This is a genomic window from Sphingobium trunci, assembly GCF_022664535.1.
Lineage (GTDB): Bacteria > Pseudomonadota > Alphaproteobacteria > Sphingomonadales > Sphingomonadaceae > Sphingobium.
Genome location: NZ_JAKUJY010000010.1, coordinates 1 through 16,919, shown reverse-complemented (window position 1 = coordinate 16,919; position 16,919 = coordinate 1). Strand labels below are relative to the sequence as shown.

The following is a 16,919-nucleotide window of genomic DNA, read 5'->3' as shown; positions in this document are numbered from 1 at the left end:
CCCTATCGATCCCTTTCCACGATATAGTCGGCAATGGCGCGCAGCAGGTCGGCTTCCGGACCGTAACCGTGCAGATGCGCCTTTGCTTGTTCGACCAGCAGCCGGGCCTGTTCCCGCGCCCGGTCCACGCCCAGCAGCGAGACGAATGTTTCCTTGCCCGCCGCCGCATCCTTGCCCAGCGCCTTGCCCGCGACCTGCGCATCGCCTTCCACATCCAGCAGATCGTCGGCGATCTGGAAGGCAAGACCGATGTCGCGCGCATAGCCGTGCAATCTTGTGCGCGCGTCCGCCGGGATGCGCGCCATGATCGCGGCGGCATCGACGGAGAAACCGATCAGCGCACCGGTCTTGAGCTGCTGCAGCCGGGTGACGGTCTGCAGGTCGAAGCTCGCCGCCTCCGCCTCCAGATCCATCATCTGGCCGCCCGCCATGCCGTTGGTGCCGCTGGCGATGGCCAGCGCCTTCACCAGTTCCACCCGGACGAAGGGATCGGGATGGGTCTCCTCGTCGGCCAGCACCTCGAAGGCCAGGTCGTGCAGGCAATCGCCAGCGAGGATCGCGGTTGCCTCATCAAAGGCCTTGTGCACGGTGGGCTTGCCCCGGCGCAGATCGTCATCGTCCATCGCCGGCAGATCGTCATGCACCAGCGAATAGACATGGATGCACTCGACCGCGACACCGACGCGCAGCGCCGACACATGGGAAATGTTGAAGAGTTCGCTGGTCGCCTGCACCAGCAACGGCCGCAGCCGCTTGCCGCCATCCATGGCCGCGTGGCGCATCGCTTCATACAGGCGCCTGCGCGGATCGTCGGGAATGGCGAGCAGCGCGTCGAACAGCCGGTCGACCTCCACCGCCACGGCAGCGGCGCGGTTGGCGACCAACGACGCGGCGGAAGCCACTCCGCTCTTGCCCATCCGGCTCAGTCCGTACCGAAGGGCGTAGCGCCCGTCACGGCGCCGCCCGCATCCAGGGTGAGCTTGGCGATGCGCGCCTCCGCGGCCTGCAACCGCTCCATGCAGCGCTTCCGCAACTCCTCCCCCTGCGAATAAAGCGAAATGGATTCATCGAGCGGCACATCGCCGCTTTCCAGCCGCCGCACGATCGATTCGAGCGCCCGCAAGGCGTCTTCGAACGACATTTGCGACGGCTCACCCTGCTGCATCATGCTTTCTTCGGCCATTTCCCTGCATTGGCCGCCCCTTGCCGCCCGGTCAAGCCCACATGGCCCGCAGCTTCCAAATGAGCGCCCGGGTCATGAAATTGTCACGACATCATATCAGGGGGCTGGAGGAAATATGGCAGTTTTGCGTTGACGCTAGGCGTAGCCAGTGCACATAGAAGGACCGCTATGAAATATTATCTCCCCCTGATCTCCGTGGCGGCGCTCTCGCTGCTCTCGGCATGCAACAAAAGCGATGAACCCGAAGTCGTCGGCGGCCCCGCCGATCCGATGGCTGAAAAGCTGGCCAACGCCGCGCCGGTCGAGCTGCCGCCTTCGGTGCAGGCCAGCCGTCAATATCGCTGCAAGGACAACAGCCTGCTGTTCGTCGACTTCATGAGCGACGGCAAGACCGTGCAGCTGCGCACCGAGAAGACCGGTTCGCCGACCAAGCTGACCGCCGCCGAAGCGGGCAAGCCGTTCGAAGCCGAGGGCTACAAGGTCGAAGGCTCGGGCAAGCAGATCACCGCCACCCTGCCGGGCAAGGGCGCGCTGTCCTGCAAGGCCTGACCGCTTTCCAATTTTTCCTGCACATTCGGGCCGGTCCTCCTTCGTGGAGGCCGGCCCTTTCCTTACCGGCGAAGCTCCGGCTCTCCCACCTCCACCGGGTCCGGCCCAAAACGGTTCGGTCCGCGCGTGCCGCTCATGATCAGGAAGATCAGCAGCACGATGCTGCCGATGATCGGGAAGAAGACGATCAGCAGCCACCAGCCGCTGCGATCCGTATCATGCAGCCTTCGCACCGACACCGCGAGATGGGGGATCAGCACGGCCAGCGCGAAAAGGCCGGTCAGCGGCCCGCCGCGCGTGCCATATCCCGCGCTCGCCCACCACGGCCCGCGATGAAACCAGTGCTCGGTCGTGCCGAGGCCCAGCGCGCCTTCCACGATGCCGATGCCGATGAAGCAAAGCAGCAGGAACAGGACGAACATCCAATATTCCTTCGGCCGCGCCCGGCCGTAAAAGCGGGCATAGCGGCGAAGCGGCAACAGCATCCAGTCCATGGGCAAAACCCCTTTCCCATCGTGAACGCACGAAAGCTATCATGTTTTCATGGCGCGGGTGAGCCTCGGCATTGTCTATCCTGCCCGCCGCCGCTAAAGGCGCGCTCATGTCCAGCACCGCATCCCAGATCACGCCCCAGCTCGTCGCCGAACATGGGCTTTCCCCGGAAGAATATGATCGCGTCCTGCACGCGCTCGGCCGGGAGCCGAATCTGACCGAACTCGGCATCTTCTCGGTGATGTGGTCGGAGCATTGCTCCTATAAAAGCTCGCGCATCCACCTGAAGAAACTGCCGACCGAAGGGCCGCAGGTCATTTGCGGCCCCGGCGAGAATGCGGGCGTGGTCGACATCGGCGACGGCCAGGCCGCGATCTTCAAGATGGAGAGCCACAACCACCCATCCTATATCGAACCCTATCAGGGCGCGGCGACGGGTGTGGGCGGCATCCTGCGCGACGTGTTCACCATGGGCGCGCGACCGGTGGCGAACATGAACGCGCTGCGCTTCGGCCGTCCCGACCACCCCAAGATGAAGCATCTCATCAGCGGCGTGGTGCATGGCATTGGCGGCTACGGCAATTGCGTGGGCGTGCCGACCGTGGGGGGCGAGGTGAATTTCCACCCGGCCTATGACGGCAATATCCTGGTCAATGCGATGACCGTGGGCGTGGCGGAGACCGACAAGATCTTCTATTCGGCCGCGTCCGGCGTCGGCAATCCGATCGTCTATGTGGGTTCGAAGACCGGCCGCGACGGCATCCATGGCGCCACCATGGCCTCGGCCGATTTCGGCGAGGATTCGGAAGAGAAGCGCCCGACCGTGCAGGTCGGCGATCCGTTCACCGAAAAGCTGCTGATCGAAGCCTGCCTGGAGCTGATGGCGTCGGACGCGATCGTCGCCATCCAGGACATGGGCGCGGCGGGCCTCACCTCCTCCTCGGTGGAAATGGCGTCCAAGGGCGGCGTCGGCATCCAGCTCGACATGGACAAGGTGCCGCAGCGCGAAACCGGCATGACGGCCTATGAAATGATGCTGTCGGAAAGCCAGGAGCGCATGCTGATGGTCCTCCAGCCGGGCAAGGAAGATTTTGCCGAAGCCATTTTCCGCAAATGGGAACTGGACTTCGCGGTGATCGGCCATGTGACCGATACGGGCCGCATGGTGCTGGTCCACAAGGGCGAGACGGTGTGCGACATTCCGCTCGCCCCGCTGGCCGACGATGCGCCGCTCTACGACCGTCCGTCGATGCCGAAGGACGAATATAGGGCATGGTCGGGCGTCCAGCCGCTGGGCGACATTCCGGCTTCGGACATCGGCGCGGATCTGGTCAGGCTGATGGGCTCGCCCGACATCGCCAGCCGCCGCTGGATCTGGGAGCAATATGACCATATGGTCGGCGCCGACACGGTGCAGCGTCCCGGCGGCGACGCGGCCGTCGTGCGCGTCCACGGCTCGCAGAAGGGCATTGCGATCAGCACCGACTGCACGCCGCGCTATTGCTATGCGGACCCCTATGAGGGAGGCAAGCAGGCGATCGCGGAATGCTATCGCAACATCTCGGCGGTCGGCGCGACGCCGCTCGCCGTCACCAACTGCCTCAACTTCGCCAATCCGCAGCGGCCGGAAATCATGGCGCAGTTCACCGGCTGCCTCGAAGGGATGGGCGACGCCTGCCGGGCGCTCGACTTCCCGATCGTGTCGGGCAATGTCAGCCTCTACAATGAGTCCAAGGCGACCGGCGGCGGCTCGGCGATCCTGCCTACCCCGGCGATCGGCGGCATCGGCCTGCTCAAGGATATCGACGTGATGGCGACCGTCGCCTTCAAGAAGGAAGGCGACGCGATCTGGCTGATCGGCGGGGAAGGCACGCATCTGGGCCAGTCGATCTGGCTGCGCGAAATTGCAGGGCGCGAAGCGGGCGACCCGCCCAGGGTCGACCTTGCCGCAGAGCGCGCCAATGCTGAAGCCGTCCGCGCGCTGATCGCGGAGGGCAAGGTCAATGCGGTGCATGATATTTCCGACGGCGGGCTGTTGGTGGCGATCACCGAAATGGCTCTCGCAGGCGGCATCGGCGCAGACCTCGGCATCGCGCTGACGACCGCCAGCGCCTTTGGCGAGGATCAGGGCCGCTACATCGTCGCGGCACCGCAGGGCGTGGAAATTCCGGGCGCCGTGAAGATCGGCACCACGGGCGGCGACAAGGTTGCCGGCGTGGCGCTCACTGACCTGCGCGGCGCGCATGAGGGCTTCTTCCCGGCACTGATGGACGCTGAACTTTAATTCCACCGTCATCCCGGCCTTGAGCCGGGCTCCCCCTGTCTTGAGCCGGGATCCCGTTGTCTTGAGGACGGCAGCGAGACGAAGATTCTTCTCCTCGGCCCGGCCGAAAACGCGCATGACGCGCGAGCCTTCGCACACGGCGCCGCGAAGAAGGTACGGATCAGCGACAAGCGCTCATCAGACCGCCCGCGTCACGCGGCCGAACAGAATCTGGTAGACATCATCGCCGCCATTCTCCTCGAAGGCGGCCATGACCCGGCGCAGATCCCTGGGCGCCAGCGGCTTGCGCCCCTCGCTCGGCACCACCGCGCCAATGCCCTTGAGATGGGCGATCAGCCCCTTGGCGCCGCCGCAGCCGAGGGCATAATCCTCGTCGAAGGCGAAGGCATCCTCGAACCGCGCCAGCATCGCGCGCAAGGTTGCGAGCGAGGGATAGGCGGGAATGCCCGCGCTCAGGGCGCAGGCCTCATGCGCCGTCCGCCAACGGGCGAAGCTCCCCTGCCCCATGGTCGAGAAAATGAGGCTTCCCCCCGGCCGCAGCAACGCCGTCAGCCGGGCGATGGCCGCCTCCAGATCGTCGAACCACTGAAAGGCCAGGCTGGAAAGGATGAGGTCGAACCATTCTCCCTCGAAGATCGGCGCCTCGCCATCCATGGTGAGGAAAGTGCCCGCGACCAGCCCGCCCTTTGCCGCCCGCGCCAGCATGTCGGGGGACAGATCCGTCACCACCAGTTCCGCGCCCGGCCAGCGCGCCTGAATGTCCCGCGTCAGAAAGCCGGTGCCGCAGCCAATCTCCAGAACGCGCTCCACCCCATCGGGCTTCTGCCGCTGGGCCAAATCCGCAACCAGCGCGGCGGCGATCCGCTGCGGTCCGGCATGATCGTCATAATGCCCCGCCGCCGCGCCGAAAGCGTCGCTTATTCGTTGCTTGCGGTGCCCGTTCATGGCTAGTCGCATTGGCAGAGCCACAGCCGCTTTTCCAGCTTCTTCAAGGACAGTTCCACCCATGACCGCCTTTTCTTCCAGGATTCCCGCCATGGATGTGCTGCGCGGTTGCGCGGTCATGGGAATCCTCTGGATGAACATCGCGGCCTTCGCCCTGCCGGAGCAGGCCTATTTCAGCCCGGCGGCCGTGGGTCCGCTGTCGGAGGGCGATGTCGCCTTCTGGACGGTCGGCTTCCTGTTCGCGGACGGCAAGATGCGGGCGCTCTTCTCCATGCTGTTCGGCGCGTCGATGCTGCTGCTGATCGACAAGGAGGAGATGGCCGGGCGTGACGGGCGCCGGACACAGATGATCCGCGCCGCCTGGCTCTTCATCTTCGGGCTGGCCCATTATCTGCTGCTCTGGTGGGGCGACATATTGATGATCTATGCGCTGGTCGGCCTTGCCGCCCTGCTGTTCATCCGGAGGGAACCTCTCTCCCTGGTCAAATGGGCGTTCCTCTTTTTCCTGCTGCATTTCCTGATCTGCGCTTCGTTCATCGGCATGTTGTGCGCCTGGGGCCATGCGGCGGGGAACGGCGCAGCACCCCATGTCAGCGCGGGCTTCGCCGATTTCATCGCCTCGCTCTCCGGTCCCGCCCACCCCGCCGTCCGCAGCGAGATCACAACCTATCGCGGCGGCTATGGGGCGATCCTGGTCCACCACATCGCCTTGTTCGGCGGTCAATGGCCGACCACCCTTCCCTTCGCCACGTTCGACACGCTCGGCTTCATGCTGCTGGGCATGGCGATGCTGAAGGGCGGCTTTCTGACCGGCCGCTGGCCGAGCGACCAATATAGGCGGACGGCCCGCCACTGCTTCCTCATTGGCCTCATTCCGATGGCGGCCCTGGCCTGGTGGGTGATCGCGAGCGGCTTTGCCGCGCTTGCCACGCTCGGCACGGTGCTGGCCTGGTCATTCCCCTTCCGCATACCGCTGGCGGTGGGCTGGGCCGCTCTCATCCTCTGGCCGTTCACCCGCTTCTCCGGCAGCGCCTTCATGGCCCGAATCGCCGCGGTGGGACGGATGGCCCTCAGCAATTATCTGGGAACCAGCCTCGTCATGTGCGCGATCTTCTATGGCTGGGGGCTTGGCCTGTTCGGCCATGTGCCGCATAAATCGCTTCCGCTGTTCGTGATCGCCGCCTGGGCCGTGATGCTGATCTGGTCGCCCCTCTGGCAAAGACGATTCGCGCTGGGACCGGCGGAATGGCTCTGGCGCAGCCTCAGCCACGGCCAGACGCAAAAGATTCGCAACAGCGATTGAATCACTATTGCGATCTATTATCATCTGCACTATCTCCGCTGACAGGAGATTTGCATGGTTGTCTGTGTCTGCAATGCCATTCGCGAAAAGGATCTGAAAGAGGTCGCGCGTGAAGGCTGTGCCACCCCCTGCAGTGCCTATGCGCGTCTGGGCCGCCGCCCGAAATGCGGGCAATGCGTGCCCTTCGCCCGGACGATCATCGCGGCGGAACGCGCCTCCATCTGACGCCACTGCAAATCAGCCGCAGCCGAAAGGCGCGAACTCGACGCAATAGCGTGGGGAAAAATGGCGGATTTCCAAGGCTTTCCGGATTAACAAACGGAAGAGAAACGACTATCATTCCGGCACTTTCCCATTCAGCCGGAGTATAGCGCCATGAAGGGCGACGCCAAGGTCATCGAATATCTGAACGAGGTCCTCAAGAATGAGCTGACCGCGATCAACCAATATTTCCTCCATTACCGGATGCTGGGCCATTGGGGCGTCGAGAAGCTGGCCAAGTTCGAATATGAGGAATCTATCGACGAGATGAAGCATGCCGACAAGCTGGCGGAGCGCATTCTCTTCCTCGACGGCCTGCCCAATTTCCAGCTGCTTGGCCGCCTGAAGATCGGCGAAACGGTGGAAGAGATATTGAAGGCCGACCTGGAGCTGGAATATGAGGCGCTGCCGGTGCTGAAGGACGCCATCGCCTATTGCGAATCGATCCGCGACTTCGTCAGCCGCGACCTGTTCCAGCACATCCTCGAAAGCGAGGAAGAGCATATCGACACGCTGGAAACCCAGTTCGAGATGATCGACCGCATGGGAATCCAGAATTACATCCAGCTCCAAAGCAAGGCAGCCGAAGAATAAGGCTCGGGCGTGGGGCGGCCCTTCCGGCGCGCCGCCCCGGCCATTCCCTCAGATCAGCGAATCGAGCAGGCCGATCAGCGGCAAGTCCGCGGGCGGCATCTCCAGCGCGTACATTTGCGCGGGCCTGACCCATTGCAGCGCGGTGGCATGCCGCGCTTCGGGCAGGCCCTGCCATTTCCGGCAGACATAAAGCAGCAGCAGCAGGTGCCGGTCGCCCAGCGGCTCGCTCGCGAAGGTGGCGGGCGCCAGGCAGCTTGCGTGGGTGCGGATTCCCAACTCCTCCTCCAGTTCGCGAATCAGCGCCGCTTCAGGTGCCTCGCCCGGCTCCACCTTCCCGCCCGGAAATTCCCACAGGTCCGCCATCGGCTTTCCGGGCGGACGCTGCTGCAACAGAACACGGCCATCCGCATCCACCAGCGCGGCCGCCACCACCATCAAGGGAGAAATTGTCGTCATAAGGGTCCGGCTGGAAAGATTTGTTAACTCTGCCTCTCTTACAAGGCCATTCGGGGCTGGGTGTAAATGGGGTGTGCTATGCGGGCGTTGATGAAAACCTGCCGCATGAGGGCGCTGGCTCGCTGTCAGCGTGGCGCCACCGTAGTAGAATATGGGCTCATTCTAGGGCTTATCTTCCTGGCGATGGTCGTAGGCGTGTCGAATCTCGGCATCAAGACGGTAAATCAGTTAAACAATATCGCCGCAGAAGTTAGCAATCATTAACCATCAATATCTGACAACCCGATCTCCCATTAAATCTTTATCAACTGATCCCCTCTAGAGGTGTCTCTGCTGACCTTATTCTAGCGGGGCGGCCGGGTAATTAAGTAGGAACTCATTCAAGGAGACATTCAATGCAGTTCATCCGTAAGATGCTGAAGAACGAAAAGGGCGCGACCGCGATCGAATACGGTCTGATCGCCGCTCTGATCGCCGTTGCTGCCATCGGTGCCATGACCAGCATTGGTGGTGGTCTGAAGAACACCTTCAACAACGTTTCGGGCAACCTGAAGTAAGCTCGATCCGATTGGAAGAAAAAGGGCGACGGAAGCCATTTCCGCCGCCCTTTTTGCTGTCCGTCTGCCTTCGCGCCCATGCGGGGCAAGCTGGGCCAAGGCCCGGCTCCACCGGCCTTACCAGATCACGACCTTCACCCGCTGACCCGGGCGAAGCACGCTTTGGGCGGTCAGCGCGTTGATCGTCAGGAAGCGGTCGAGCTGATAGTCCGGATAGGCCATTCGCCGGGCGAGCGACTGAACCGTGTCGCCCGCCTTGACGGTGACGACGTCCACGCGGCGCGGCTTGATCGCTGCGGCTTCCTGGGCGGAAAGGCGCTGCACCGACTGCACCATGGTCGAAAAGGGACCGATCCCCTGTCCCGCCGCCGTCAGCAGCAGGAAATGATAGGCCTTGCCGCCACCGAAATCATAGGCGAACACGGTCGCGTCGACCTGGCTCGATTGGGTGCTGGCCCTTATGGTGCGCCATGCTGCGGGAATCCCGTTGACCGTTGTGCGGCTGATCTCGCCGGGCGGGACATTGCCGCCCCCTCCCAGCTTGGAGAACACCGAATCGATGTAGGCGGAAAGATCGCCGCTGAAGGATGTGGCCCCGAACTGCGCCTGCCCGCCCGATCCCGCCACGGTCACCGCATCGGCGCCATTTTCCATGCCGAAGCCGGTTGGCGCGACGAAGCTCAGCCGCAGATCGGGATGGCGGAACCGATTGCCCTCGATCACGCCCTGCTTGGGATCGTCACCGTATAACACACCGTCCAGCGCATTCAGGAAAGCATCCCGGTTGCGCACCGTGCTGGTCGAGCCGCTGCTGGCCGCGTTGCGGGCGGCACGACCGACGCGGGAGGCCGGATCGGGATGGGTGCTGGCCCATTCCGGCACGGAACGCGAACTGCCGGCCACTCTGGCGTCCAGGCTGCTCTGCGCCGCCAGCGAAGCCAGCATGGTCGACAGCGCGCGCGGATCATAGCCGCCCGACGCCAGATAGCGGATACCCAGATCGTCGGCCTCATATTCCTGCGTGCGGGAGAATTTGAGTGTCAGCAACTGGCTGCCGGTGCCGATGCCCCTTTGCAACAACCCACCCAGGGCCGAATCGCCCAGCACGGCCCCTGTGAGCACCTGAAGCAGCGTGCCGCCAATCGCGTTGCGCTGCGCCGCCTGCTGCCGCCGCTGGCCATGCCGGGCCGCGACATGGCCGATTTCATGCCCCAGCACGCCCGCCAGTTCCGCCTCGTCATTCATCAGCGCCATCAACTGGCGCGTGACATAGACATAGCCGCCCGGAATCGCGAAGGCGTTGTTCACCGGCGAGTTGAGCAGGGTGACGGTAAAGTCGCCCTGCGCGTTGGACAGGCCCGACTGCACCGCAATGCGACGGCCCACCCCCTCGACATATTTGGCCTGAGGCCCGGCATAGGCCCCGCCAAATTCGTTGAGCAGTTGCGGATGCTGCTTGGCCCCGGCCGCCTTGTCCTGCGGACTGATCGACGACACCGTCCGGATCGCCCGCTGCTGGCCGGAAACCGAAGGTGCCGCCGCCAGAACGGCCAGCCCCAATCCTGCACTTGCCAGAAATGCCGATGATGTCGCTCGCCTCACGCCGCCTCCCTGTCCTCTCCTGTTACCATGACGTAACGAGCGATAGCAGGCACATGTTCCCGCCGACAGAGGGGACCGCGATCAGGCGCCGATGGCGAGGAACTTGTCGGCCCGGTCCGTGCGCAGATCCTGCGCACTCATGCCCGACAGAGCATCCAGTTCCTCGCCGATGGCCACGCCCAGATTGGCGATCGCCTGCACCGGCTCGCGATGCGCGCCACCGATCGGTTCGGCGACGATGCGGTCGATGACGCCCAGCGCCTTCAGATGCTGCGCCGTCACCTGCATGGCGGTCGCCGCGTCGCTCGCCTTGTCCGCCGTGCGCCAGAGAATCGAGGCGCAACCTTCGGGCGAGATCACCGAATAGACCGCATGTTCGAACATCAGCACGCGGTTGGCCGCCGCCAGCGCCACCGCCCCGCCCGATCCGCCTTCGCCCACCACGGCCGCCACCATCGGCACGCCCAGCGCCAGGCACTGTTCGGTCGAACGGGCAATCGCCTCCGCCTGCCCGCGTTCTTCCGCCTGTACGCCGGGGAAAGCGCCCGACGTGTCCACCAGCGTGACCACCGGCAGGCCGAACCGGTCGGCGAGCTGCATCAGGCGGATCGCCTTGCGATAACCCTCCGGCTTGGCCATGCCGAAATTATGCCGCACGCGGCTGGCCGTATCGTCGCCCTTTTCATGGCCGATCACCATGATGCGCCGGTCGCCCAGCGTCGCGAAGCCCCCGATGATCGCCTGATCGTCGGCAAAGGCGCGATCCCCGGCCAGCGGCATGAAATTGTCGAACATGCCCGCGACATAATCCTTGAAATGCGGGCGGTCGGGATGGCGGGCGACCTGCGTCTTCTGCCAGGGCGACAGCCTGGAATAGCTGTCCAGCAGCATCTTCGCCGCGCGCTGCTCGAGCTTGTCGATCTCGCCGCTGATGTCGATATCGCCCACATTGGCCGTCGCGCGCAATTCGATGATGCGCGCTTCCAGCTCGGCGATGGGCTTTTCAAATTCCAGAAAGCTAACCATGGCGCATGGCGTTAGGGCGCTGACGCTTCGCCGTCAACGCGCCGATGATGCATCGTCGCCAGAGGATGGCGGCGGTTGACCAGTTCGACCAGCCGGCGGCTGTCGACATGGGTATAGATTTGCGTGGTGGCGATATCCGCATGGCCCAGCATGGACTGCAAGGCGCGCAGGTCCGCGCCGCCCTCCAGCAAATGGGTGGCGAAGGCATGGCGCAGCACATGGGGACTGACGCGTTCGGGCGCGATTCCGGCCGCCGCCGCCAGCGCCTTCACCATCTGATAGAGCCGAATCCGGCTGACATGGCTCTTGCCCGACGGGAAAAGCCACAGGCTGTCGACCGGGACATGCGGCAGCCAGACCGCCACGGCGGCACGGGCGCGGTCGGAAATGGGAACCAGCCGCTCGCGCCCACCCTTGCCCTTCAGGATCAGGAACGGCTGGTCCGCCGCGAGCGCCCGGCGCGGCAGCGACACCAGCTCGGTCGCGCGCAGACCCGAACCGTAGAGCAGCTCGATCAGCGCCGACAGCCGCAGGTCCAGCGGCGCCGGATGATCCCCCTCCAGCTTCGCTGCGATCAGGGCGAAGAGCGAATCGACTTCCTGCGTCGAAAGAATCCGGGGCAGCGGGCGGCGCGTGACCGGGCGCGGCAAGATGTCCGAGGGATTGTCGGGCCGCAGCCCTTCCTCCTCCAGAAAGGCGTAAAAGGCCCGCAAGGCAGAGGATTTGCGCGCGACCGACGATGCCGCCAGTTCGGCCCAGGCGGGCGCCAGCGCGGCAAGGCCGTCCCTGCTCGCGCCGGAAAGGCCGCCGACTATCTCCGCCGCGCCCTGCAGATCCGTCCGATAGGCCAGCAGCGTGTTGCGCGACGCCCCCCTTTCGGCCGCCATCATCTCCAGAAAGCGGTCGATCAGCGCGGCATCATCGCCCATCAGACCCGCGTCATCGCCTCCGCCGCGATCATCCGCGCTTCGGGATCGAGCCCGACGCGATGCAGGGCGGCGACGATATGATAGAGATGGAAGGCGGGCAGCCGGTTCCAGTCGGCCGTCTGCATGCCCACCGCCGCCAGCAGCGCGACGCTGGCCTTCTCGCCCCGCCCGGCCGCGGCATCGATCGCGCGCGACCAGCGGCTGGCGGTACCCAGGCTGAAGCCGTTATCCTGCGCCAGCGAAGCGCTGTTCTGCGGATCGAGGCGGGACAGCCCGGCCAGCGCCGCGATCAGCATCTGCGCCTTGTGCGCTTCCGCATTCTTGGCAAAGGCAGAGACACGGCCCGAACTGATCTCCACCACCGGACTCGGCGCGCCGACGGCCAGCAAGGCCCAGAGATCGCCCGCCCCGTCGCCGTCCACCTGCCCGGCAAGCCGCGCCCATTGCGCCGCGCTGCGGTCATAGCCCGCGGTGAACATCGCCGCGACCAGATTGGAGGCATCGCGGGCGGGCAGGTCCGAAACGGGCAGCGCCGCCGCCGCCCGCGCCGTCGCGATCAGACCGACGAAATCGGGCCGCGCCTCATCCTGCCACACGGTCCGCATCGCCTGCAGCCGGTCATCGGCGCTCGATCCGGCATAGGCGTTGCGCAGCGCCTCGATCCGGTCGGCGGCCTTGTCCGGCGCGTCGCCGTCCGCGCCCAGCTGGCTGTAGAAACCCACCAGCGCCTGGCTGGAGAAGACGCCCAGCCGCGCCGCCACTTCCGCACCGGGCAGGCGGCGCGCGGCCGACAGCGCCGGAGCCCGCGCTTCCCAGGCGCGGACATGCGGTCCCACCGTGCCGTAAAGATCGTCGGGAATGGGAACGTTGAGCGCGGTCGCCAGGCCGAAGCGCCAGGCGGTCAGCCCATCCACCGCGTCCCATTCGATCTTCACCGAACGGCGGGCGTTGAATCCGGTGCCGACGACCTTTTCCGCCAGCTTGTAATCGATGCCGCGCACCTGCCCGCGCCGCTGCGCCTGGTTGAGCGCGCCGCTGGCCGAACCCTGGTCGCCCGACAGCGCGGGACAGATCGCCCGGGTCATCTCCCAGGCGGGCTCCTTGCTGAAACGCAGCGCCCCGGCCGAGAGCGGGCACATGCCAGCCGGATCGGCGGTCGCCAGATAGGTCTGCATGGCGATGGCATAGAGGCGCGGGGTGAACTGGTCCGAATCGACGCTCTGCACCAGCAGGCGGGCGCTGTCCGCCTCGCCCATGCGCAGCAGCAGCCAGGCGCGCTCCGCCACCCAGTCCGCGCCGTTGATGTCGCGCGGCGTATCGGTCGCGGACAGCAGCGCCCGCCGCAGCAGGATCGACGCCCAGCGCGAGGTGATCGGCGCCCGCGTCTGCTTCATCAGCGTCGCCAGGAACTGGCCCGACTGCGAACCGAAGGCATTGGGCGCCATGCCCCGCCGTTCGGGGGTCAGCGGCCCGATCCGGTCGAGCGAGCGGTGCGCATTTTCGGGGAGGTCATATTTCGCCTTCTCCGCGGCGATATCCTCCTCGCTCATCGCTTCGGCCGCATTGTCCCCGGCCTCTTCGGTCACGGCGAAGCTGGGCGGCACGACCGATGGAGTGGACGACGGGGCTGACGGCGTTCCGGGCGCAGGCGCGCCCGGCGCCGGGGCGCCGGGGGCGGGACCGGCGGGCTGCCGGGGCTGGGGCGCCTGCGGCGCGTCACCAAAGCCCGGCGGCAGCAGGGATTCGGGCGTTTCCTGCGCCACCACCGGCAGCGCCAGCGCGAGCGCGAGCGTTCCCAGTGCCCATTTCGCATTCACCCGCCGCTGCGCCATGCCTTAATGGCCCAGCTTTTCGGCGGGAATGACCTTTTCCACATGGCTCTGCGGCTTTTCACCGCCACGCGACCAGAGCAGCGCGATGATCGCGACCAGCAGGACGACCGCGACGATGGGAATGATCGGCAGGGACAGGCCGCGACGGCGCCGCGAGCTGCCTTCAAAACTGCTGTAGGAACGATTGCGCTTCATGGATCCTGTTTTCGGCTGGGCCAGAGCTGAGGAAAGTTGCGATTTGCCTTGTTGACGCGGGGTTGTATAGCCCCGCTCGCCATGCAGCGAAACAGCAAATCCGCACAGGCGCCCGTGAAGCGCGGTCCCATCGTCCTGGTGGGGATGATGGGCGTCGGCAAATCGACCGTCGGGCGGCGGCTGGCGGCGCGGCTGGGCCTGCATTTCGTCGATGCCGATGAGGAGATCGAAAAGGCGGCGGGCATGACGATCACGGAAATGTTCGAACGCTATGGCGAGGCCTATTTCCGCGATGGCGAACGGCGCGTCATCGCCCGGCTGATGGATGGCGCGCCCAAGGTGATAGCGACCGGCGGCGGCGCCTTCATGCAGGAGGAGACGCGCAAGCTGATCCTGGAACATGCCCTCGCCATCTGGCTGAACGCCGATATCGACACGCTGGTCGACCGAGTATCGCGGCGCGAGGGGCGCCCGCTGCTGAAGGGCAAGGACCCGCGCGCCGTGCTGACCGAACTGGCCGCGATCCGCAATCCGGTCTACGCGCTCTGCCCCATTCATGTGAAAAGCGCCGCCGCGCCGCATGATGTGGCGGTGGACAGCATCATGGAGCATTTGTCCCAATGGCATTAGTCCGCGTCGCGCTGGGTGCGCGCAGCTATGATATCCTGATCGAGGAAGGCGCGCTGGACCGGGCAGGCGACCATCTGGCGGACTATGCCCGCCGCAGGGCAGACGGGCGGCGGCTGGTCGTCGTGACCGACGCGCATGTCGCCAGCGCGCAGCTTCCCCGGCTGGAGGCGAGCCTGCGCAGCGCCGGCATCGCGGTCGAGCCGATCATCCTGCCGCCGGGCGAGCAGACCAAGAGCTGGCGCCATCTGGAGCAGTTGCTCGACGCGCTGCTGGCGCTGGAGATCGAACGGGGCGATCATGTGGTGGCGCTGGGCGGCGGGGTGATCGGGGATCTGGTGGGCTTTGCCGCCTCCATCCTGAAACGCGGCTGCCATTTCATCCAGATACCGACCACGCTGCTGGCGCAGGTGGACAGTTCGGTCGGCGGCAAGACCGCGATCAACGCCAGGGCAGGCAAGAATCTGATCGGCAGCTTCTACCAGCCCGCGCTGGTCCTGATCGACCCCTCGACGCTGGACACGCTGCCGGTGCGGGAAACGCGGGCGGGCTATGCCGAGGTCGTCAAATATGGCCTGATCGACGATCCCGATTTCTTCGCCTGGTGCGAGGCGGAGGGGCATCGCCTGCTCGCGGGCGACGCGCAGGCACGCGAATATGCGATCGAACGCAGCGTAGCCGCCAAGGCGAAGATCGTGGGCGAGGACGAGCGCGAAACCTCTGGCCGCCGCGCATTGCTCAACCTGGGCCATACTTTCGGCCATGCGCTGGAGGCCGATACCGGCTTTTCCGACATTTTGCTCCATGGCGAGGGCGTGGCGGCGGGCATGGCGCTGGCCTTCCGCTATTCGGCCCGGCTGGGGCTGTGTTCCCCCGAAGACGCCGAACGCGTGACCGCGCACCTCAAGGCCGTGGGCCTGCCCTACGATCTTGCCAGCGCCCATGTGAAGGCGGACGGCGCCGCCCTGGTCGCGCGCATGCTCCACGACAAGAAGATGGCGGCGGGCACCCTGCCCTTCCTGCTGGCGCGGGGAATCGGGCGGACCTTCCTGTCGAAGGATGTCCTGCTCGACGATGTCGCCGCGTTCCTGGACGAGGACCGGGCGGCGGCCCGGACAAGCTGAAACCGCGGCTGGCTTGAGGTGGGGAAGACGGACGTCAGCCCCTCGTCATCTCCGCGAAGGCGGGGATCCATCTCCCCAGCGCCGCGCCTGGGGTAACGGCAACGAATAGATTGGCCGCGCCGAACTGTGCCTCCCGCCTTCGTGGGGATGACAGGGATGGGTGGATTCGAGGCCGACCGCTAATTGCGCCTTTGGGTGCAAGTCTGCCATGCAACAGCGAAACCTCATTCATCATCCGGTAAGACGATAATACATCAATATGGCAACGATCGACAGCACCATGATTGCCATAATGGCAAAATGTAGCCATTGAATTTTCGGCAGAAAAATAAGAGCAGCGGAAGTTGCTATTAACGAAGCTCCCTCAATTTGGACGATTAGCGCGATATTGTGTTCGAAACCTTGATCGTTGCCCTGCGCTGCAAATGCTGCAATAAAAGTGATTGGCACTGCGAGCAAGATGCTGATGATTGCAACAACAATTCTTAACATACGCCCCTCGCTGCATTGCTAAGAACGTCCGTAGCTGAGGCACCTGAATGATGAGTTAAATGACTGCCATTGGTCGTCTGTGGCTAGGCGGCTTACAGCAGTGGACTTTTCGCCTGCCTGATGCCTGCCAAGGGTGGGGTTGCAGACTTGCGGCTTCCGGGAATCGCGAAACGAAACCGGACGTTGTATGGCTCGTCCCTGCATTGCATTCTTGTACAATGAAAAATCCAGCGATGCTCATTCTTAGCTTCACGCTCATCCTCAGCGCGTGCTTGAAAAATCCGACCATTGACGAAGAGATCACCGAAAAGTGCAGCATCACCGTTAGCGAATACCGAGATGCCGAAACCAAATTGAATGCGAGCAGTGATGGTGCATCTATCCATGCCGGTCATTGCCGCCTTACCAGAACCAGCAAGGACGTTATCGAGGGCCAGGTAATCGACAACGTACAGTAAGGGTGGGTTT

At 64.8% G+C, this 16,919-nt stretch carries 21 protein-coding genes; 9 read left to right on the top strand and 12 right to left on the bottom strand.

Going from position 1 to position 16,919, the window contains the following annotated elements; genetic code table 11:
* Window positions 1–2: 2 nt before the first annotated feature.
* Window positions 3–917 carry a polyprenyl synthetase family protein gene (locus MJ601_RS10885; RefSeq protein ID WP_242126238.1) on the bottom strand — a complete coding sequence of 305 codons (915 nt, stop codon included), beginning with the start codon at window positions 915–917 and terminating at the stop codon, window positions 3–5.
* Between the two features lie 5 nt (window positions 918–922).
* Window positions 923–1,183, bottom strand: coding sequence for an exodeoxyribonuclease VII small subunit (locus tag MJ601_RS10880; RefSeq protein WP_242126236.1), 261 nt, complete (start codon window positions 1,181–1,183; stop codon window positions 923–925).
* Between the two features lie 168 nt (window positions 1,184–1,351).
* Between MJ601_RS10880 and MJ601_RS10875 the strand changes: the two genes are divergently transcribed.
* Window positions 1,352–1,732 carry a hypothetical protein gene (locus tag MJ601_RS10875; RefSeq protein ID WP_242126234.1) on the top strand — a complete coding sequence of 127 codons (381 nt, stop codon included), beginning with the start codon at window positions 1,352–1,354 and terminating at the stop codon, window positions 1,730–1,732.
* A 62-nt stretch (window positions 1,733–1,794) separates the two neighbouring features.
* Here the strand turns inward: MJ601_RS10875 and MJ601_RS10870 are convergent, their stop codons facing one another.
* Window positions 1,795–2,226: a DUF805 domain-containing protein gene (locus MJ601_RS10870; RefSeq protein ID WP_242126232.1), complete on the bottom strand. Its 432-nt coding sequence runs from the start codon at window positions 2,224–2,226 to the stop codon at window positions 1,795–1,797.
* 107 nt (window positions 2,227–2,333) lie between these two features.
* Here MJ601_RS10870 and purL point away from each other — a divergent pair, with 107 nt between their 5' ends.
* On the top strand, window positions 2,334–4,508 hold the full coding sequence (gene purL / locus MJ601_RS10865) for a phosphoribosylformylglycinamidine synthase subunit PurL (protein ID WP_242126230.1): 2,175 nt from the start codon (window positions 2,334–2,336) through the stop codon (window positions 4,506–4,508).
* Window positions 4,509–4,685: 177 nt separating this feature from the next.
* Here purL and MJ601_RS10860 read toward each other — a convergent pair whose 3' ends face one another.
* Entirely contained in the window at window positions 4,686–5,453 is a 768-nt protein-coding gene (locus MJ601_RS10860) for a methyltransferase domain-containing protein (RefSeq protein WP_242126228.1), read from the bottom strand.
* A gap of 61 nt (window positions 5,454–5,514) precedes the next feature.
* On the opposite strand from MJ601_RS10860, the gene MJ601_RS10855 reads away from it, so the two are divergent.
* From MJ601_RS10855 to bfr, 3 genes are all read left to right on the top strand, one after another.
* Window positions 5,515–6,756 carry a DUF418 domain-containing protein gene (locus MJ601_RS10855; RefSeq protein ID WP_242126226.1) on the top strand — a complete coding sequence of 414 codons (1,242 nt, stop codon included), beginning with the start codon at window positions 5,515–5,517 and terminating at the stop codon, window positions 6,754–6,756.
* A gap of 54 nt (window positions 6,757–6,810) precedes the next feature.
* Window positions 6,811–6,981, top strand: a complete 171-nt coding sequence (locus MJ601_RS10850; RefSeq protein ID WP_025547882.1) for a (2Fe-2S)-binding protein — start codon at window positions 6,811–6,813, stop codon at window positions 6,979–6,981.
* Between the two features lie 150 nt (window positions 6,982–7,131).
* Window positions 7,132–7,611: a bacterioferritin gene (gene bfr, locus MJ601_RS10845; RefSeq protein ID WP_242126224.1), complete on the top strand. Its 480-nt coding sequence runs from the start codon at window positions 7,132–7,134 to the stop codon at window positions 7,609–7,611.
* A 48-nt stretch (window positions 7,612–7,659) separates the two neighbouring features.
* On the opposite strand, the gene MJ601_RS10840 is transcribed toward bfr, so the two are convergent.
* Window positions 7,660–8,067, bottom strand: a complete 408-nt coding sequence (locus MJ601_RS10840; protein ID WP_242126222.1) for a (deoxy)nucleoside triphosphate pyrophosphohydrolase — start codon at window positions 8,065–8,067, stop codon at window positions 7,660–7,662.
* A gap of 66 nt (window positions 8,068–8,133) precedes the next feature.
* Here MJ601_RS10840 and MJ601_RS21930 point away from each other — a divergent pair, with 66 nt between their 5' ends.
* Window positions 8,134–8,331 carry a Flp family type IVb pilin gene (locus tag MJ601_RS21930; RefSeq protein ID WP_348635573.1) on the top strand — a complete coding sequence of 66 codons (198 nt, stop codon included), beginning with the start codon at window positions 8,134–8,136 and terminating at the stop codon, window positions 8,329–8,331.
* A 131-nt stretch (window positions 8,332–8,462) separates the two neighbouring features.
* Window positions 8,463–8,624 carry a Flp family type IVb pilin gene (locus MJ601_RS10830; RefSeq protein WP_242126220.1) on the top strand — a complete coding sequence of 54 codons (162 nt, stop codon included), beginning with the start codon at window positions 8,463–8,465 and terminating at the stop codon, window positions 8,622–8,624.
* Between the two features lie 117 nt (window positions 8,625–8,741).
* Here the strand turns inward: MJ601_RS10830 and MJ601_RS10825 are convergent, their stop codons facing one another.
* The 5 genes from MJ601_RS10825 to MJ601_RS10805 all read right to left on the bottom strand — a co-directional run bounded on the left by MJ601_RS10825 (window position 8,742) and on the right by MJ601_RS10805 (window position 14,208).
* Window positions 8,742–10,226: a M48 family metalloprotease gene (locus tag MJ601_RS10825; protein WP_242126218.1), complete on the bottom strand. Its 1,485-nt coding sequence runs from the start codon at window positions 10,224–10,226 to the stop codon at window positions 8,742–8,744.
* 81 nt (window positions 10,227–10,307) lie between these two features.
* Complete coding sequence (locus MJ601_RS10820) at window positions 10,308–11,252, bottom strand: acetyl-CoA carboxylase carboxyltransferase subunit alpha (protein WP_242126216.1); 945 nt, start codon at window positions 11,250–11,252, stop codon at window positions 10,308–10,310.
* Between the two features lie 11 nt (window positions 11,253–11,263).
* Complete coding sequence (locus MJ601_RS10815) at window positions 11,264–12,181, bottom strand: tyrosine recombinase (protein WP_242126214.1); 918 nt, start codon at window positions 12,179–12,181, stop codon at window positions 11,264–11,266.
* Window positions 12,181–14,013 carry a hypothetical protein gene (locus MJ601_RS10810; RefSeq protein WP_242126212.1) on the bottom strand — a complete coding sequence of 611 codons (1,833 nt, stop codon included), beginning with the start codon at window positions 14,011–14,013 and terminating at the stop codon, window positions 12,181–12,183. The genes MJ601_RS10815 and MJ601_RS10810 overlap by 1 nt, the downstream gene beginning before the upstream one ends.
* 3 nt (window positions 14,014–14,016) lie before the next feature.
* Window positions 14,017–14,208: a hypothetical protein gene (locus MJ601_RS10805; RefSeq protein ID WP_242126210.1), complete on the bottom strand. Its 192-nt coding sequence runs from the start codon at window positions 14,206–14,208 to the stop codon at window positions 14,017–14,019.
* Window positions 14,209–14,289: 81 nt separating this feature from the next.
* On the opposite strand from MJ601_RS10805, the gene MJ601_RS10800 reads away from it, so the two are divergent.
* Together MJ601_RS10800 and aroB are read left to right on the top strand one after the other, a co-directional pair.
* A complete protein-coding gene (locus MJ601_RS10800; protein ID WP_242126479.1) occupies window positions 14,290–14,838 on the top strand; it encodes a shikimate kinase in 549 nt (182 codons plus the stop codon).
* Window positions 14,829–15,959, top strand: a complete 1,131-nt coding sequence (gene aroB / locus MJ601_RS10795) for a 3-dehydroquinate synthase (RefSeq protein WP_242126208.1) — start codon at window positions 14,829–14,831, stop codon at window positions 15,957–15,959. The genes MJ601_RS10800 and aroB overlap by 10 nt, the downstream gene beginning before the upstream one ends.
* A gap of 231 nt (window positions 15,960–16,190) precedes the next feature.
* Here the strand turns inward: aroB and MJ601_RS10790 are convergent, their stop codons facing one another.
* Together MJ601_RS10790 and MJ601_RS10785 are read right to left on the bottom strand one after the other, a co-directional pair.
* Entirely contained in the window at window positions 16,191–16,451 is a 261-nt protein-coding gene (locus MJ601_RS10790) for a hypothetical protein (RefSeq protein WP_242126206.1), read from the bottom strand.
* Between the two features lie 92 nt (window positions 16,452–16,543).
* Window positions 16,544–16,919, bottom strand: a 376-nt coding sequence (locus tag MJ601_RS10785) for a hypothetical protein (protein WP_242126203.1), incomplete at its 5' end; no start/stop codon positions are given.

Excerpts from the sequence above, each read along its gene's own strand:
- MJ601_RS10840 (WP_242126222.1), bottom strand. The coding sequence starts at position 8,067 with ATGACGACAATTTCTCCCTTGATGGTGGTGGCGGCCGCGCTGGTGGAT.
- MJ601_RS10810 (WP_242126212.1), bottom strand. The coding sequence starts at position 14,013 with ATGGCGCAGCGGCGGGTGAATGCGAAATGGGCACTGGGAACGCTCGCG.
- MJ601_RS10870 (WP_242126232.1), bottom strand. The coding sequence starts at position 2,226 with ATGGACTGGATGCTGTTGCCGCTTCGCCGCTATGCCCGCTTTTACGGC.
- MJ601_RS10790 (WP_242126206.1), bottom strand. The coding sequence starts at position 16,451 with ATGTTAAGAATTGTTGTTGCAATCATCAGCATCTTGCTCGCAGTGCCA.
- MJ601_RS10855 (WP_242126226.1), top strand. The coding sequence starts at position 5,515 with ATGACCGCCTTTTCTTCCAGGATTCCCGCCATGGATGTGCTGCGCGGT.
- MJ601_RS10885 (WP_242126238.1), bottom strand. The coding sequence starts at position 917 with ATGGGCAAGAGCGGAGTGGCTTCCGCCGCGTCGTTGGTCGCCAACCGC.
- MJ601_RS10880 (WP_242126236.1), bottom strand. The coding sequence starts at position 1,183 with ATGGCCGAAGAAAGCATGATGCAGCAGGGTGAGCCGTCGCAAATGTCG.
- MJ601_RS10860 (WP_242126228.1), bottom strand. The coding sequence starts at position 5,453 with ATGAACGGGCACCGCAAGCAACGAATAAGCGACGCTTTCGGCGCGGCG.
- aroB (WP_242126208.1), top strand. The coding sequence starts at position 14,829 with ATGGCATTAGTCCGCGTCGCGCTGGGTGCGCGCAGCTATGATATCCTG.
- MJ601_RS10830 (WP_242126220.1), top strand. The coding sequence starts at position 8,463 with ATGCAGTTCATCCGTAAGATGCTGAAGAACGAAAAGGGCGCGACCGCG.
- MJ601_RS10800 (WP_242126479.1), top strand. The coding sequence starts at position 14,290 with ATGCAGCGAAACAGCAAATCCGCACAGGCGCCCGTGAAGCGCGGTCCC.
- MJ601_RS10850 (WP_025547882.1), top strand. The coding sequence starts at position 6,811 with ATGGTTGTCTGTGTCTGCAATGCCATTCGCGAAAAGGATCTGAAAGAG.
- MJ601_RS10815 (WP_242126214.1), bottom strand. The coding sequence starts at position 12,181 with ATGGGCGATGATGCCGCGCTGATCGACCGCTTTCTGGAGATGATGGCG.
- MJ601_RS10875 (WP_242126234.1), top strand. The coding sequence starts at position 1,352 with ATGAAATATTATCTCCCCCTGATCTCCGTGGCGGCGCTCTCGCTGCTC.
- purL (WP_242126230.1), top strand. The coding sequence starts at position 2,334 with ATGTCCAGCACCGCATCCCAGATCACGCCCCAGCTCGTCGCCGAACAT.
- MJ601_RS10820 (WP_242126216.1), bottom strand. The coding sequence starts at position 11,252 with ATGGTTAGCTTTCTGGAATTTGAAAAGCCCATCGCCGAGCTGGAAGCG.
- MJ601_RS21930 (WP_348635573.1), top strand. The coding sequence starts at position 8,134 with ATGGGGTGTGCTATGCGGGCGTTGATGAAAACCTGCCGCATGAGGGCG.
- bfr (WP_242126224.1), top strand. The coding sequence starts at position 7,132 with ATGAAGGGCGACGCCAAGGTCATCGAATATCTGAACGAGGTCCTCAAG.
- MJ601_RS10805 (WP_242126210.1), bottom strand. The coding sequence starts at position 14,208 with ATGAAGCGCAATCGTTCCTACAGCAGTTTTGAAGGCAGCTCGCGGCGC.